Below are 14,230 nucleotides of genomic sequence, written 5' to 3' on the forward strand. Positions count from 1 at the left end.
GACACCCCCACCATGACCACAGACACCCTGAACTGGACCGCCGTGTGCGCCGCCGGCGACATCCTCCCCGACACCGGCGTGTGCGCGCTGGTCGACGGCGTGCACGTGGCGATCTTCCGCGTCAGCCAGGAGCCGTCGCTCTTCGCCATCGACAACGTCGACCCGAAGGCCGGCGCCAGCGTGCTCTCGCGCGGGCTGGTCGGCAGCCTGGGCGATCGCATCGTCGTGGCCTCGCCGCTCTACAAGAACCACTTCGACCTGCGCAGCGGCGAATGCCTCGAGGCGCCCGAGCACTCGGTGCGCGCGCATGCGGTGCGCGTCGAAAACGGCCGCGTGCTCGTCGCGCTCGCCTGACGCCGCCCCCTCTTCTCTTTCTTTCAGCCTCTCTCCAAGGACTCCGAATGGCCTACCTCGCTCCTGCCGAATTCGTGACCAAGATGGTCGACGCCGGTGAATCCAAGCTGCTGATGTCCACGCGCGACACGCTGATCCGCTCGTACATGGCCGGCGCCATCCTCGCGCTGGCCGCGGCCTTCGCCGTGAGCATCACCGTGAACACCGGCAATGCGCTGGTGGGCGCGATGCTGTTCCCGGTCGGTTTCATCATGCTGTACCTGATGGGCTTCGACCTGCTCACCGGCGTGTTCACGCTGGCGCCGCTGGCCGTGCTCGACAAGCGCCCCGGCGCCACCTGGGCCGGCGTGATGCGCAACTGGAGCCTGGTGTTCGTCGGCAACTTCGCCGGCGCGCTGACGGTCGCGGTGTTCATGGCGATCATCTTCACCTTCGGCTTCAGCGAGGCGCCCAACGCCATCGGCGAGAAGCTCGGCCACATCGGCGAAGGCCGCACGCTGGGCTACTCCGCGCACGGCGCCGCCGGCATGCTCACGCTGTTCATTCGCGGCGTGATGTGCAACTGGATGGTCTCGACCGGCGTGGTCGCGGCCATGATGTCGACCACCGTGTCGGGCAAGGCCATCGGCATGTGGATGCCCGTGATGATCTTCTTCTACATGGGCTTCGAACACTCCATCGTCAACATGTTCCTGTTCCCCGCCGGCCTGATGCTCGGCGGCAAGTTCACCTTCATGGACTACCTGATCTGGAACGAACTGCCCACCGTCGTCGGCAACCTCGTCGGCGGCCTGACCTTCGTGGGCCTCACGCTGTACGCCACGCACTACAAGACGGCCGCCAAGCGCGTGATCGGCTGAACCGCAGCAGCAGCATCAGCACCCTCACCGTTCGCATGCCCGCGCCGCCGCGCAAGCAGCTGCGCGTGACGCTCGGCCAGCACTCGCTGGCGGGGAGCCACGCGCCGGTCAACCAGGACTTCCACGGCGCCATGCTGCCCGAGGGCACGCTGCGCGCGTCCAAGGGCATCGCCGTGGCGCTGGCCGACGGCATCGGCTCCAGCCGCGTGAGCCAGGTGGCGAGCGCGGCGGCCGTGCGCGGTTTTCTCGACGACTACTACGCCACCTCCGACACCTGGTCGGTGCAGCGCGCGGCGCAGCGCGTGCTCGGCGCCACCAATGCCTGGCTGCACGCGCAGACCCAGCGCAGCGACGCGCGCTTCGACAAGGACAGCGGCTACGTCTGCACCTTCAGCGCGCTGATCCTCAAGGGCCGCGACGCACACCTGCTGCATGTGGGCGACGCACGCATCCACCGGCTGCACGCCGGCGCGCTCGAACAGCTCACCGAAGACCACCGCGTGCGCGTGTCGTCGGTCGAGTCGTACCTCGGGCGTGCGCTGGGCGCGGGCGCGCATGTGGAGATCGACCATCGCTGCTGGGAGGCCGAGGTGGGCGAGGTCTACCTGCTGGCCACCGACGGCGCCTACACGCACCTGGACGCCGCCGCCGTGCACGAGGCGCTGGCACTGCACGCAGACGACTTCGACGACGCAGCGCGCTGGCTCACGGAGGCTGCGCGCACCAAAGGCAGCACCGACGACATCACGGTGCAGCTGCTGCGCATCGACGAGCTGCCCGACGCCGCCGCGCCACCCGCACAACTGCAGCGCGAGGGCCTGGCGATGCCGCCGGCGCTCGCGCCGCGGGCCCGCTTCGAGGGCTTCAGCCTCGTGCGCGAAATCCACATGAGTTCGCGCAGCCACGTCTACCTGGCCACCGACGACGCGACCGGCCAGCCCGCCGTGCTGAAGCTGCCGTCGGTCGACCTGCGCGACGACCCCGACTACCTCGACCGCTTCGTGCTCGAAGAGTGGGTGGCGCGGCGCATCGACAGCCCGCACGTGCTCAAGGCCAGCGCCGTCGAGCGCCCGCGCGCGCACCTGTACGTGGCCATGGAGTACGTCGACGGCCACACGCTCGCGCAATGGATGGTCGACCACCCCCGCCCCGACCTGGACAGCGTGCGCGGCATCGTCGCGCAGCTCGCGCGCGGGCTGCAGGCGCTGCATGGCAAGGAAATGCTGCATCAGGACCTGCGGCCCGAGAACGTGATGATCGACCGCACCGGCACCGTGAAGATCATCGACCTGGCCTCGACCCACGTGGCCGGCCTGGCCGACGGCAGCGGCGAAGCCCGCGCACTCGCCATCGAAGGCACGCTGCAATACACCGCGCCCGAGTACTTCACCGGCCACGGCGGCAGCGCGCGCTCCGACCTGTTCTCGCTGGCCGCGATCGTCTACCAGATGCTGTGCGGCCAGCTGCCCTACGGCCTGCACGTGTCGCGCGTCCGCACACAAGCCGACGTGGGTCGGCTGCGCTACGTGCCGGTGCGCCACCTGCGGCCCGAGTTGCCCGCGTGGGTCGATGCCGTGCTGCAGAAGGCGCTGCACCCGCAGGCCGCGAAGCGGCAGCAGGCGGTGTCGGAGTTCGTGCACGACCTGCGCACGCCGGGCCCGGAGTTCCTGAGCGCGCGCATGCCGCCGCTGATCGAGCGCCGCCCCGTGCTCTTCTGGCAGTGCACCACCGTGCTGCTGGCCGCGGCGGTGGTCGTGCTGCTGGGGCTGCGCGCCTTCGGACGCTGAGACGAAAGAGGGCTCAGCCCGCGCGCTTGGTGCGGATCGCCTTCGAGGCGCGCGAGTTCGGCTCGCGGCCCAGCGCTTCGCTGATGTACACGCCGGCGTCGATCAGCTTGTCCAGGTCGATGCCGGTCGCGATGCCCATGCCGTGCAGCATGTAGACCACGTCTTCGGTCGCGACGTTGCCCGTCGCGCCCTTGGCGTAGGGGCAGCCGCCCAAGCCCGCCGAGGACGACTGGAAGTTCCACACGCCCATCTCGAGCGCCGCCAGCGTGTTGACCAGCGCCTGCCCGTAGGTGTCGTGAAAGTGGCCGGAAATCGCGGCGACATCGAAGTGCGCCAGCGTGGCCTCCATCGCCGCCTGCACCTTGCGCGGCGTGCCCACGCCGATGGTGTCGGCCACGTCCACGCGCTGCACGCCGATGCCCTTCATCAGTTGTGCGAGGTACCCGACCTTGGACGGATCGATCTCGCCTTCGTAGGGGCAGCCCACCGTGCACGACATCGCGCCGCGCACGGCGATGCCCTTCGCGCGCGCCGCCTCGACCACGGGCGCGAAGCGCTCGATGCTCTCGGCGATCGAGCAGTTGATGTTCTTCTGGCTGAAGGCCTCGCTCGCCGCGCCGAACACCACGATCTCATCGGGCCACTCGTCGCGCGGCGCGGCAATGGCGGCCTCGAAGCCCTTCATGTTGGGCGTGAGCACCGAGTAGAGAACGCCCGGCTTGCGCGTGATGCCGTGCATCACTTCGGCGTTGTCGGCCATCTGCGGCACCCACTTGGGCGAGACGAAGCTGGTGACCTCGATCTCCTTCAGGCCGGCGTCCTGCAGGCGGTGCACGAGGCCGATCTTGACCTCGGCGGAGACGGGTTGCTTTTCGTTCTGGAGGCCGTCGCGCGGACCGACGTCGACGAGCTTGACCTGGGCGGGGAGTTTCATGGGATGTCTCTTGTGTCGCTGTCGCGGGAGGATGCTGAAAAACCGGCTTCGATTGTCTGACACATGGGCTTGCGCTGCTTGGTACACAAGTCGCAGAAGGTAGCAATGCGCGCCTGTGGGGTTGCAAATGGTGCCAACCGGGTGGCTGCGCAGGAAAACCGCCGCTAGACGGTTTCTCGTTGCGTGAAACCGTCGGGCAGATCGTCCGTGGCGTCGGCCTCGTTCACATCGACCGCATCCACGCGCGCACCGGCAGGCCCCTGGCGCGCCCAATGCACCAGCGCTTCGACCGCATCGGCGGCGCCGGCCACGAGCGCTTCCACGTTGCCGTCGCGCCGGTTGCGCACCCAACCGCGCACGCCGAGCCGCTGCGCGGCCTGCACCATCGACCAGCGGTAGCCCACGCCCTGCACGAGGCCGTGGACGACGAGGTGGCGGGTGACGGTGGCGTGTGGGTTCATGAGCAGTGGTCAGTACGACTTCGGCAGCCCCAGTGCTTTTTCGGCGATGAAGTTCAGGATCATCTGCGGGCTCACCGGTGCGATGCGCGGAATGTAGCTCTCGCGCAGCAAACGCTCAACGTGGTATTCCTTCGCGTAACCCATGCCGCCCAACGTGAGCACGGCGTTCTGGCAGGCGTCGTGCGCCGCTTCGGCCGCGAGGTACTTGGCGGCGTTGGCCTCGATACCGCAGGGCTCGCCCGTGTCGTACAGCGTGGCGGCCTTGAAGACCATCAGGTCGGCGGCTTCCAGGTTGGCCCAGGCGCGCGCGAGCGGGTGCGCCACGCCCTGGTTCTGGCCGATGGGCCGGCCGAACACGATGCGCTCCTGCGCGTACTGCGCGGCGATGCGCAGCGCGGCGCGGCCGATGCCGATGGCTTCGGCTGCGATCAATATACGCTCGGGATTCAGGCCGTGCAGGATGTATTCGAAGCCCCGGCCCTCCTCGCCGATGCGGTCTTCTTCGGGCACCTCGAGGCCGTCGATGAAGAGCATGTTCGAGTCGACCGCCGCGCGGCCCAGCTTGTGGATCTCGCGCACCTCGACCTTGCTGCGGTCCAGCGCCGTGTAGAACAGCGTGAGGCCCTGCGTGGGCTTCTTCACTTGATCGATGGGCGTGGTGCGTGTGAGGATCAGCATGCGGTCGGCCACCTGCGCAGTCGAGATCCAGATCTTGCGGCCGTGCAATACATAGCTGCCGTTCGGCTGGCGCACTGCCTGCGTCTTGAGGCTGGTGGTGTCGAGCCCCGCGTCGGGCTCGGTCACGGCGAAGCAGGCCTTCTCGGTGCCCGCGATGAGCGGCGGCAGGAAGCGCTGGCGCTGCGCCTCGGTGCCGAACACCACCACGGGGTTGAGGCCGAAGATGTTCATGTGCACCGACGACGCGCCCGACATGCCCGCGCCCGACGCGCTGATGGCGCGCATCATCAGCGCCGCCTCGGTGATGCCGAGCCCCACGCCGCCCTGCGCTTCGGGCATCGCGATGCCGAGCCAGCCGCTGTCGGCGACGGCGCGGTGGAACTCGTGCGGGAACACGGCGCGGTCGTCGTGGTCGCGCCAGTAGTCGATGGGGAAGTCTTCGCACAGGCGCTCGATGGCCGCGACGAGCGAGCGCTGGTCTTCGTTCAGGGAAAAATTCATTCGCTGTTGTCTTTCATGGGGGCCGGCTGCAGCGTGACGCCGCGCGCAAGCATGCGGTCGATGGCCTCGTCCGCGTAGCCCGCTTCGCGCAGCAGCTCGACGCTCTGCTCGCCGATGCGCGGCGCAGGCCGGCGGATGGCCGCGGGCGTGGCGCTGTAGCGACCGACGGGCGCGAGCGTGCGGATGCGGCCTTCGGTCGGGTGGTCGAACTCGGGAAAAAAGTCGACGGCGCGCAGGTGCGGGTCGTCGAGCAGGCTTTCGGTCGTGTGCAGGCGTGCGACGGGAATGTCGGCCGCTTCCAGCAGCGCCATCCATTCGTCGCTGCCGCGCGTGACCATCACCTCGGCCACGAACGCATAGACCGCGCCGATGTTCGCGGCGCGCGCCGTGTGCGTGCCGAACATCGGCGAGCTGCGCAGCTCCGGCCGGCCGATCACGTCGAAGAAGGCCTGCCAGTGCTTGTCGTTGTAGATGAGCACGCCGAGGTAGCCGTCGGCCGTGGCGTAGGGCTTGCGGTGCTCCGCGAGCAGGCGCGCGTAGCCGGTGGGCCCGAGCGGCGGCTCGAAGCTGTGGCCGCCGAGGTGATCGCCCATCACGAACTGCGAGAGCGCCTCGAACATCGGCACATCCACCGACTGGCCCTGGCCGGTGCGCTGCGCGCTGAGCACGGCGGCGAGCAGCGCGATGGCGGCCTGCAGGCCCACGGCGCGGTCGGCCAGCGTGACGGGCGCGTAGCGCGGCGCACCGCCGCTTTGCTGCGCGAAGAGCGAGGCGACACCGGCCGCGCCCTGGATCAGGTCGTCGTACGCGGGCTTGCCGGCGTACGGACCTTCTTCGCCGTAGCCGAAGGCGCCGAGGTAGACGATCTTCGGATTGACCGCGGCGACGGCGTCGTAGCCGAGCCCCAGCCGCGCCATCGCCTGCGGGCGCGTGTTGTAAATGAGCGCATCGCAACCCGCCGCGAGCCGCAGGCAGGCCTCGCGGCCTTCGGGCTGCTTGAGGTCGAGCACGATGGAGCGCTTGTTGCGGTTCAGGTGCATCGCCATCGCGCCCATGCCGGCGTGGCGCATCGGGCCGACGGCGCGCAGGTTGTCGCCCGACGGCGGCTCGACCTTGATGACGTCGGCGCCGAGGTCGCCGAGCGTCTGCGTGGCGTAGGGGCCCATCACCACGGCCGTGAGGTCGAGGATGCGGATGCCTTCGAGGGGTCCGGTGGTGTTCATGTCTTTGCTCCTTCCCCCTCTGGGGGAAGGTTGGGATGGGGGCAGGCAGAGCGCGCGATGGGTACGCCGCTTGCCCCCACCCCTGCCCTCCCCCAGAGGGGGAGGGAGAAAGTCAGTTCAGCGCTCATTCGGGTTGAATGCCCGCGGCCTGAATCAGCTTCTTCCACTTCGCCAGCTCGGACACGGTGAACGCCCCGAGTTCTTCCGGCGTGCTGCCGAACGCATCGAAGCCCAGCCGGCTCACGCGCTCGCGAAAGACCGCGCCGTTCGCCATCTCCGACAGCGCCTTGTTGAGCTTCAGCACGACATCGCGCGGCGTGCCGGCCGGCGCGAACACGCCGTTCCACGAGGTGATGTCGAAGCCCTTGAGCTCGGGCGTGTCGGCCAGCGGCGGCAGTTCGGGAAAGAGCTTCGTGCGCTCCTGCGTGGTGACCGCAATCGCGCGCATCTTGCCGACCTTGACTGTCGCGAGCCCCGCGGCGAGGTCGACCACCATCATCGACACTTGCCCGCCGATCAGGTCGGCGATGGCCGGCGGCGTGCTCTTGTAGGGCACGTGCAGCATCGGGATGCCGCTCATGCGTGACAGCGTGGCGCCGCTCACGATGCCGGTGCTGTTGCCGCTCGCATAGGTCAGCTTGCCGGGATGCGCGCGGCCCCAGGCCAGCAGCTCGGCGACGCTCTTCACGGGCAGGTCGTTGTTCACCACCAGCATGAACGGCAGGTTGCCCATGCGGCTCACGGGCGCGAAGTCTTTCACCGGGTCGTAGGGCAGCGACTTCATCAGGCTCGGGTTGGCCGAGTGCGTGGTGTTGGTCGTCATGAAGAGCGTGTAGCCGTCGGGCGGCGCCTTGGCCACCAGCTCGGCCGCGATCACGCCGCTGGCGCCGGCGCGGTTGTCGACGATCACCGAGCCCTTGAGCGCCTCGCCCAGCATCTGCGCAGTGATGCGCGCCACCGCGTCGGTGCCGCTGCCGGCGGCGAAAGGAACGATCAGCTTGATCGGTTGTTTCGGGTAGCCGTCCTGCGCAAAGGCCCAGGGCGCAGCGCCCACGAGGCCCGCGGCAGCGCCGATGGAAATGAAGCGGCGGCGGCTTTCCACCGCGACTGTTTCTGTCGCGTTCTTCGTCTGCATGGTTGTGTCTCCGGGGGTTGTCGTTCAGGGCCGGATCACGCGCTCCGGCGATTCCTCGTACGGCGGGCTGTAGATCACCAGCACGCGCACCGGCTCGTCGCTCACCACCGTGAAGGTGTGCATCGCGTCGGCCGGAAAAAAGCAGCTGTCGCCAGGATGCAGCTCCTGCCGCTGGCCGCCCACCTCGGCGACCGCGCGGCCTTCGAGCATGTAGCAGACCTGTTCGATGCCCGGGTGCGCATGCGGCAGCGCGCCCTTGCCCTTCTGGATGTGCCCCACCAGCACCTCGAGCTGCTTCGCGCCCACGGTCTCGGGGCCGATGAGCCGCTTGTTCAGCGTGCCGGTGTGGTTGGCCGGGTGGTAGCCGGTGATCTCGTCCTCGCGGACGAAGTAGCGTGCAGCGGTTGCGGTCATCGGGGGCTTTCTGTCTTGGGTTCGATGGCGAGGCAGGCCGAACGCAGCATCGCGGCGATGTCGTCGATGCGCGCTTCCATGCGGTAGCGCGGGCCGGCCACCGAGATCGCGTAGGCCTCACCGCCGATGCGCAGCGGCCAGGCCAGGCCGATCAGGTCGGGAATGCTTTCGCCGAGGTTGCCGTACCAGCCGCGCGCGGCGCCGCGCTGCAGCTCGGCCTCGATGGCGTCGGCGGTGGTGAGCGTGGCGTCGGTCAGGGGCGTGAGCGTCATGCCGTCGAGCCGCTTGCGACGCGCTTCGGGCGTGAGCGTGGACAGCAGCGCGCGGCCCATCGAATTGGCATACGCGGGCCGCGTTTCGCCCGACTCGGCCGTGTAGCGGATGCGCTGCGGCGCGCTCAGCACGTCGAGATAGACGACGTTTTCCGCATCGCGGAACTTGCCGAACACCACCGTTTCGCCCGCGGCGTCGCGCAGTTCTTCGAGCGTGGCCTTCACCCGGTCGAGCACCGGGTCGTGGGCGGCGATGACCTGCGCCATCGCCAGCAACCGGCCCGTGGGGTAGTAGCCCTGGCGGCGGCCGGTCTCGTACATGTAGCCCTGCTCTTCGAGCGTGCGGATCAGGCCCAGGCAGCTGGACACCGGCATCTCGAGCAGCCGCGCCATCTCGGACAGGGCCAGCGGCTGCTTCTCCCTGGCGAAGAGCTCGACGATCTCGATCACGCGAAACGCAGTTTTCACAACCATGAAGAAATTTTCTCGTATGTGAAAAACAAAAGCGTCGGGGTTTTCCCCCGCCGGCCGCGTTTCAGCCGGTTCGTCGCCGTCGGCGCAGGGGGGTCAGTAGCCCCGGACGGGATCGACGATGCCGGCGATCGGCAGCCCCTGCTCCATCGCGCGAATCTTCCCGGCGATCTGGGCGATGGACTCCTCGCGCAGCGTGCGCGCCGAGCCGTGCGGCGTGACGGTGATCTTTGGGTGGCGCCAGAAGGCATGGTCGGCCGGCAGCGGCTCGACCTGGAACACGTCGAGCGTCGCGCCCGCGAGCTGGCCGGCGTCGAGCATCGGGATCAGGTCGTCTTCGACCAGGTGGCCGCCGCGCGCGATGCTGATGAGGTAGCCCTCGGGCTTGAGCTTGCCCAGCGTCGTGCGGTTCAGGATGCCGCGCGTGGACTCGGTCAGCGGCAGCAGGTTGACCAGCACGCGCGTGGAGGCCAGGAACTCGTCGAACTGCGCCTCGCCGCTGAACACCTGCACGCCGTCGAGCGCCTTGGGCGAACGGCTCCAGCCGAGCACCGGAAATTCGAACTGCGCCACGGCCTTGGCCACGCGCTCGCCGAGCACGCCCAGGCCCATGATGCCGACCGGAAAATCGCGCCGCAGCTTCGGCTTGCGGTAGCTCCACTTGCCCTCGCGCGCATCGGCCTCGTACACGTCGAACTCGCGGAAGTGACGAATGAGCGTGTGGCACACGTACTCGGCCATCTGCACCGACATGCCCGCGTCATCGAGCCGCACGATGCGCGTGTGCGCCGGCACCTTGAGCTTGAGCAGCGCATCGACGCCCGCGCCGATGTTGAACAGGCCGCGCAGGTCGGGCTGCTCGTCGAGAAACTGCTGGGGCGGCGCCCACACCACGCCATGGTCGGCCTGCGGCGCGCCGGGCGTCCAGGCTTCGATGGTGGCTTCGGGGAGTTCGGCCTTGAGGCCATCGATCCAGGGATCGGGACGGTTGTCGGTGAGGTAGACGGAGATTCGCATGGCCGCCATCTTAGAAGGCACCGGCTTGTTGCGTCGGGCCCCATCTCCTATGCTCGACCGCATTCAGCCACCCAGGAGACACCCCCCATGATCAAAGTCAGCGTGATGTACCCCCACACCCCCGGCGCGCGGTTCGACCACGACTACTACCGCGACCAGCACATGCCGATGCTCAAGGCCCGCATGGGCGACGCCTGCCTCTCGTACACCATCGACAAGGGCCTGGGCGGCGGCGCACCGGGCGCGCCCCCCACCTACGTCGGCATGTGCCACGTATTCGCCGAATCGGTCGAGTCCTTCCAGAAGGCCTTCGGCCCGCACATGAAGGAGATCATGGGCGACGTGAAGAACTACACCGACATCGCGCCGGTGATGCAGATCAGCGAAGTGGTGGTGGGCTGACGCACCACTTCGCTTCCGACCGGACTCAGGCCTTGCCCGTCCGGCGACGGCGCCACAGCACCCGCACCAGCCACCCCACGGGCAGCACCACCAGCAGCAGCCACGGCAGCGCCGCGGCCACGAAGGTGATGAGCGCGCCCACGCTTTCGGCCAGCACGTCGCCCGCATTGCGCAGCGCGTGCGCCATCGGGCTGTAGCCGTCGCCGCCCTGCACCAGCGCGCGCTTGGGCGTGAACTGGATCTGGATGTGCTGCTTGCTGGTCTGCTGCGCGAGCACCTTGCGCTGGGTGGCGATAGCGTCGAGTTCGGCTTGCGTGTCCGACAGCGTGCGCTGGATCGCCAGCAGGTCGGCCATGGTGCGCTTGGTGACGGTGTCGCGCAGCATCACGCGCAGGCTGTCGCGAAACTCGGTGCGGTTCTTGATGCGGGCTTCGACGTCGATCACCTCGGAGGTCTTGTCCTCGCTGGTGGTGGTGTGCGAGACCACGTTCGCCACGCCGGCCAGGGCGCCGAGCAGCTTGTCGACGTCGGCGGGTTCCACGCGCATCTCGAGCAGGGCGTTGCCCGGCTGCTGCGGCGTCTCGCGCAGCAGCGAAGAAGACAGCAGCTCGCACTTCAGCGTGCCGCACAGGTCGCGCACCTTGCCCCAGGCATCGGCGAGCTGTTCGGCCGGGACTTCGACATTCAGGTCCTGGCGCACGGCCAGGAAGCGCTGCAGCGCGGTCTCGCCGCTGCCCTGCCGCGCCTCGTCGGACTGCGACGCGGCGATCTCGGCCTGCGGCGCGCGCGCCCTCTGTTCTTTCATGGCCATGCCGCCGCCGTAACCCATCGGCGGTGCCGGCATGGGCGCGGAGACCGGCGCGGCCGACTCGGCACTGCGCTGGCGGTCGCAGCCGGCCAGCGACAGAGCAGCCGCCAGGGCCAGCAGGACAGCGCCTGCGCGGTGGCGCACGGCGGCGCGAGGTGTCGACAGGGAAAGGGTGCGGCGGATCATCAGGACTCCTTGCAAAAAATGACTACCACCGCTGATACGGGCGAGCGCCCGGATCGGGGTTAAGCGGCTGCCGCAGCCATTCGCAACAATTCGTCGCCCTCCGCCACCTGCTCGCCCGGCGAGAACATCAGTTCTTCCACCGTGCCATCGGCGGGCGCGGCGATGGTGTGCTCCATCTTCATGGCTTCCATCACGGCCAGCGGCTGGCCGCGGCTGACCTTGTCGCCCGCCTTGACCGCGAAGGACACGACCTTGCCGGGCATCGGCGCCGTGAGGCGGCCACCTTCGGCGTGGGTGTCGCCCGCGTGCGCGAGGCGGTCGATGGCCGTGAGGCGCGTCGCGCCCTTCGCCGCGAACACGTGGGCGGTGGCGCCGTCCAGGTGCACGTCGAGGGTCTGGCGCGTGCCGGCGAACTCGAGCTCGAACTCGCCCGAGGGAAAGCGGCCGACCGTCAGCGGGCCATTCACGCCGCCCACTTCCAGGTTCAGGCCGCCGTCGCGGCGATAGGTCAGCAGCGCGCTGTGCTCGGCGCCGCGGAACTCGAAGTCGAAGCGGCGCTTGTACTCGCCGTGCGCACGCCAGCCGTCGCGGCGCTCGAAGGGGTCGGGCACGCCGACCGGTGCTTCTGTGACCAGCGTGCGCGTGATGGCGGCAGCGGCGGCCAGCGGCAGGCCCAGCGGCTCGCGGTCGAACAGCACGGCGCGCTCGCGCTCGATGAGCGCGGTGTCGAGGTTGGCCTTCGAGAACGACTCGGTCGCCAGGATGCCGCGCAAAAACTGCACGTTGGTCGACACGCCCACGATCTGCACCTGGGCCAGCGCGGCGTCGAGCCGGGCCAGCGCTTCGGCGCGCGTGCTGCCGTGCACGATGAGCTTGGCGATCATCGAGTCGTAGAAGGGCGAGATCTCGCCGCCCTCGCGCACGCCGTCGTCGATGCGCACGCGGCTGCGCTGGAAGGCGGTCGCCTGCGGCTTGCGGTACACGCGCAAGGTGCCGGTGGCGGGCAGGAAGTTGTTGTCGGGGTTCTCGGCGCAGATGCGCGCCTCGATCGCGTGGCCGTGGATCTGCAGCTCCGATTGCTTGGCAGGCAGCGGCTCGCCCGAGGCCACGCGCAGCTGCCATTCGACGAGGTCGAGGCCGGTGATCGCTTCCGTCACCGGGTGCTCCACCTGCAGGCGCGTGTTCATCTCCATGAAGAAGAAGTTCATCTCGCCGCCTTCGCGCTGCTCGACGATGAACTCGACAGTACCTGCACCCACGTAGTTCACGGCGCGCGCCGCAGCCACGGCCGCATCGCCCATTTCCTTGCGCATCGCTTCGGTCATGCCGGGCGCGGGCGCTTCTTCGAGCACTTTCTGGTGGCGGCGCTGCACCGAGCAGTCGCGCTCGAACAGGTAGACGTAGTTGCCCTGCGTGTCGCCGAACACCTGGATCTCGATGTGGCGCGGACGCTGCACGCACTTCTCGATCAGCACCGCGTCGTCGCCGAAGCTGTTGATGGCTTCGCGCTTGCACGAGGCCAGTGCGGCCTCGAAGTCGGCGGCCTTGTCGACCGCGCGCATGCCCTTGCCACCGCCGCCGGCGCTGGCCTTGATGAGCACCGGGTAACCGATGCGGTCGGCCTCGCGCTGCAGCAGCGCCGGGTCCTGGTCGTGGCCGTGGTAGCCCGGCACCAGCGGCACGCCGGCCTTTTCCATCAGCTGCTTCGACTCGGCCTTCAGGCCCATGGCCTTGATCGCCGAGGGTGGCGGGCCGATGAAGGCCAGGCCGGCGTCGGCGCAGGCCTGCGCGAACTCTTCGTTCTCGCTGAGGAAGCCGTAGCCCGGATGCACGGCTTCGGCACCCGTGGCCTTGGCGGCTTCGAGGATCTTTTCCCAGCGCAGGTAGCTGTCCTTCGGGGCGCTGCCGCCGAGGTACACCGACTCGTCGCAGGCGCGCACATGGTTGGCGTGCGCGTCGGCATCGGAGTACACGGCGACCGTGCGAACCGCCATGCGGCGTGCGGTTGCAGCCACTCGGCAGGCGATCTCGCCACGGTTGGCGATCAGGATCTTCTTAAACATTAGGGGTGTCTCCCGGAGGATTCTTTTTCAGTTGAAAGGCGGACGTGACGCCCGGATCGGGCCGGCCACTGAAGATGCGTGCCACGCGGCTGAACAGCGCGCGCAGAAAACGCCAGCTCTTGCGGATGAGCCACACGCTGAGCACGAGCACGAAGACGAACAGCACCAAAAAGACCAGCGGATGCGCCACCGCGAGCCACAGCCCGGCCGGCACCATCGAGTCTTCGACCAGCGAGGCACCGACGTTCGAGAACGGTTCGGGCGAGGTGTTGATGGCCGCGCGCGTGGTGGCCTTGGCCGCATGCGCCGTGGCCGCGAAGCCGCCGCCCAGCAGCGCCGCAACGACGGCCATCGCGCCATGGTCGGCGCCGAACACGCTGGCCGCGAGCGCTGCGCCGGCGGGGATGCGGATGGCGGTGTGCACCACGTCCCACAGCGAGTCGAGGCCGGGGATCTTGTCGGCGAAGAACTCGACGAACACCATGAAGCCGCTGACCGCGAGCACGATCGGATGCGCGAGCATCTGCAGCCCCGAGGGCAGCGGCACCCAGCCGAAGTAGCCGACCAGGCCGGTCAGCAGCACGACGAGGTACAGACGCACGCCGCTGGCCCAGCCGATGGCGGCGGCCAGTGCGAGCAGTTGCGGCATGTCGAGTGCGTTCAT

15 protein-coding genes are annotated in these 14,230 nt (G+C 68.8%); 4 read left to right on the forward strand and 11 right to left on the reverse strand.

What is annotated here, in order from left to right; translation table 11 throughout:
- The first annotated feature begins 12 nt into the window (after nucleotides 1–12).
- Genes nirD through CY658_RS12285 form a run of 3 tightly spaced genes read left to right on the forward strand, consistent with a single transcriptional unit; the run spans nucleotide 13 to nucleotide 3,001 of the window.
- Nucleotides 13–354 (forward strand): nitrite reductase small subunit NirD, encoded by a 342-nt coding sequence (nirD, locus tag CY658_RS12275; protein ID WP_101490501.1) that lies wholly within the window; start codon nucleotides 13–15, stop codon nucleotides 352–354.
- Between the two features lie 47 nt (nucleotides 355–401).
- The gene (locus CY658_RS12280) at nucleotides 402–1,214 is read left to right on the forward strand and encodes a formate/nitrite transporter family protein (RefSeq protein WP_101490502.1); all 813 of its coding nucleotides are present in this window, start codon (nucleotides 402–404) and stop codon (nucleotides 1,212–1,214) included.
- A 35-nt stretch (nucleotides 1,215–1,249) separates the two neighbouring features.
- Nucleotides 1,250–3,001 (forward strand): bifunctional protein-serine/threonine kinase/phosphatase, encoded by a 1,752-nt coding sequence (locus CY658_RS12285; protein ID WP_101490503.1) that lies wholly within the window; start codon nucleotides 1,250–1,252, stop codon nucleotides 2,999–3,001.
- Between the two features lie 13 nt (nucleotides 3,002–3,014).
- Here CY658_RS12285 and CY658_RS12290 read toward each other — a convergent pair whose 3' ends face one another.
- The 8 genes from CY658_RS12290 to CY658_RS12325 all read right to left on the reverse strand — a co-directional run bounded on the left by CY658_RS12290 (nucleotide 3,015) and on the right by CY658_RS12325 (nucleotide 10,107).
- A complete protein-coding gene (locus CY658_RS12290; RefSeq protein ID WP_101490504.1) occupies nucleotides 3,015–3,935 on the reverse strand; it encodes a hydroxymethylglutaryl-CoA lyase in 921 nt (306 codons plus the stop codon).
- 164 nt (nucleotides 3,936–4,099) lie between these two features.
- The gene (locus CY658_RS12295; RefSeq protein ID WP_101490505.1) at nucleotides 4,100–4,396 is read right to left on the reverse strand and encodes an acylphosphatase; all 297 of its coding nucleotides are present in this window, start codon (nucleotides 4,394–4,396) and stop codon (nucleotides 4,100–4,102) included.
- 9 nt (nucleotides 4,397–4,405) lie between these two features.
- The gene (locus CY658_RS12300) at nucleotides 4,406–5,575 is read right to left on the reverse strand and encodes an acyl-CoA dehydrogenase family protein (protein ID WP_101490506.1); all 1,170 of its coding nucleotides are present in this window, start codon (nucleotides 5,573–5,575) and stop codon (nucleotides 4,406–4,408) included.
- Nucleotides 5,572–6,798: a CaiB/BaiF CoA transferase family protein gene (locus tag CY658_RS12305; protein WP_101490507.1), complete on the reverse strand. Its 1,227-nt coding sequence runs from the start codon at nucleotides 6,796–6,798 to the stop codon at nucleotides 5,572–5,574. Before CY658_RS12305 ends, CY658_RS12300 begins: the two co-directional genes overlap by 4 nt.
- Nucleotides 6,799–6,922: 124 nt before the next feature.
- The gene (locus tag CY658_RS12310; protein ID WP_101490508.1) at nucleotides 6,923–7,933 is read right to left on the reverse strand and encodes a Bug family tripartite tricarboxylate transporter substrate binding protein; all 1,011 of its coding nucleotides are present in this window, start codon (nucleotides 7,931–7,933) and stop codon (nucleotides 6,923–6,925) included.
- Between the two features lie 24 nt (nucleotides 7,934–7,957).
- On the reverse strand, nucleotides 7,958–8,347 hold the full coding sequence (locus CY658_RS12315; protein WP_095746917.1) for a cupin domain-containing protein: 390 nt from the start codon (nucleotides 8,345–8,347) through the stop codon (nucleotides 7,958–7,960).
- A complete protein-coding gene (locus CY658_RS12320; protein WP_101490509.1) occupies nucleotides 8,344–9,093 on the reverse strand; it encodes an IclR family transcriptional regulator in 750 nt (249 codons plus the stop codon). The genes CY658_RS12315 and CY658_RS12320 overlap by 4 nt, the downstream gene beginning before the upstream one ends.
- 93 nt (nucleotides 9,094–9,186) lie before the next feature.
- Entirely contained in the window at nucleotides 9,187–10,107 is a 921-nt protein-coding gene (locus CY658_RS12325; protein WP_101491266.1) for a 2-hydroxyacid dehydrogenase, read from the reverse strand.
- An 87-nt stretch (nucleotides 10,108–10,194) separates the two neighbouring features.
- On the opposite strand from CY658_RS12325, the gene CY658_RS12330 reads away from it, so the two are divergent.
- Nucleotides 10,195–10,509 (forward strand): EthD family reductase, encoded by a 315-nt coding sequence (locus CY658_RS12330; RefSeq protein WP_101490510.1) that lies wholly within the window; start codon nucleotides 10,195–10,197, stop codon nucleotides 10,507–10,509.
- Nucleotides 10,510–10,534: 25 nt separating this feature from the next.
- Here the strand turns inward: CY658_RS12330 and CY658_RS12335 are convergent, their stop codons facing one another.
- The 3 genes from CY658_RS12335 to CY658_RS12345 are packed head-to-tail and all read right to left on the reverse strand — an operon-like array spanning nucleotide 10,535 to nucleotide 14,230.
- Complete coding sequence (locus CY658_RS12335; protein WP_101490511.1) at nucleotides 10,535–11,503, reverse strand: DUF4349 domain-containing protein; 969 nt, start codon at nucleotides 11,501–11,503, stop codon at nucleotides 10,535–10,537.
- A 59-nt stretch (nucleotides 11,504–11,562) separates the two neighbouring features.
- Nucleotides 11,563–13,566, reverse strand: coding sequence for an acetyl-CoA carboxylase biotin carboxylase subunit (locus CY658_RS12340; protein ID WP_101490512.1), 2,004 nt, complete (start codon nucleotides 13,564–13,566; stop codon nucleotides 11,563–11,565).
- Nucleotides 13,559–14,230 carry a DUF4126 domain-containing protein gene (locus tag CY658_RS12345; protein WP_062478695.1) on the reverse strand — a complete coding sequence of 224 codons (672 nt, stop codon included), beginning with the start codon at nucleotides 14,228–14,230 and terminating at the stop codon, nucleotides 13,559–13,561. The genes CY658_RS12340 and CY658_RS12345 overlap by 8 nt, the downstream gene beginning before the upstream one ends.

Origin of the sequence: Variovorax sp. RO1 (assembly GCF_002849325.1) — a bacterium.
In the GTDB taxonomy this organism is placed as follows: Bacteria; Pseudomonadota; Gammaproteobacteria; order Burkholderiales; family Burkholderiaceae_C; genus Variovorax.

Excerpts from the sequence above, each read along its gene's own strand:
- nirD (WP_101490501.1), top strand. The coding sequence starts at position 13 with ATGACCACAGACACCCTGAACTGGACCGCCGTGTGCGCCGCCGGCGAC.
- CY658_RS12280 (WP_101490502.1), top strand. The coding sequence starts at position 402 with ATGGCCTACCTCGCTCCTGCCGAATTCGTGACCAAGATGGTCGACGCC.
- CY658_RS12285 (WP_101490503.1), top strand. The coding sequence starts at position 1,250 with ATGCCCGCGCCGCCGCGCAAGCAGCTGCGCGTGACGCTCGGCCAGCAC.
- CY658_RS12290 (WP_101490504.1), bottom strand. The coding sequence starts at position 3,935 with ATGAAACTCCCCGCCCAGGTCAAGCTCGTCGACGTCGGTCCGCGCGAC.
- CY658_RS12295 (WP_101490505.1), bottom strand. The coding sequence starts at position 4,396 with ATGAACCCACACGCCACCGTCACCCGCCACCTCGTCGTCCACGGCCTC.
- CY658_RS12300 (WP_101490506.1), bottom strand. The coding sequence starts at position 5,575 with ATGAATTTTTCCCTGAACGAAGACCAGCGCTCGCTCGTCGCGGCCATC.
- CY658_RS12305 (WP_101490507.1), bottom strand. The coding sequence starts at position 6,798 with ATGAACACCACCGGACCCCTCGAAGGCATCCGCATCCTCGACCTCACG.
- CY658_RS12310 (WP_101490508.1), bottom strand. The coding sequence starts at position 7,933 with ATGCAGACGAAGAACGCGACAGAAACAGTCGCGGTGGAAAGCCGCCGC.
- CY658_RS12315 (WP_095746917.1), bottom strand. The coding sequence starts at position 8,347 with ATGACCGCAACCGCTGCACGCTACTTCGTCCGCGAGGACGAGATCACC.
- CY658_RS12320 (WP_101490509.1), bottom strand. The coding sequence starts at position 9,093 with ATGGTTGTGAAAACTGCGTTTCGCGTGATCGAGATCGTCGAGCTCTTC.
- CY658_RS12325 (WP_101491266.1), bottom strand. The coding sequence starts at position 10,107 with ATGCGAATCTCCGTCTACCTCACCGACAACCGTCCCGATCCCTGGATC.
- CY658_RS12330 (WP_101490510.1), top strand. The coding sequence starts at position 10,195 with ATGATCAAAGTCAGCGTGATGTACCCCCACACCCCCGGCGCGCGGTTC.
- CY658_RS12335 (WP_101490511.1), bottom strand. The coding sequence starts at position 11,503 with ATGATCCGCCGCACCCTTTCCCTGTCGACACCTCGCGCCGCCGTGCGC.
- CY658_RS12340 (WP_101490512.1), bottom strand. The coding sequence starts at position 13,566 with ATGTTTAAGAAGATCCTGATCGCCAACCGTGGCGAGATCGCCTGCCGA.
- CY658_RS12345 (WP_062478695.1), bottom strand. The coding sequence starts at position 14,230 with ATGAACGCACTCGACATGCCGCAACTGCTCGCACTGGCCGCCGCCATC.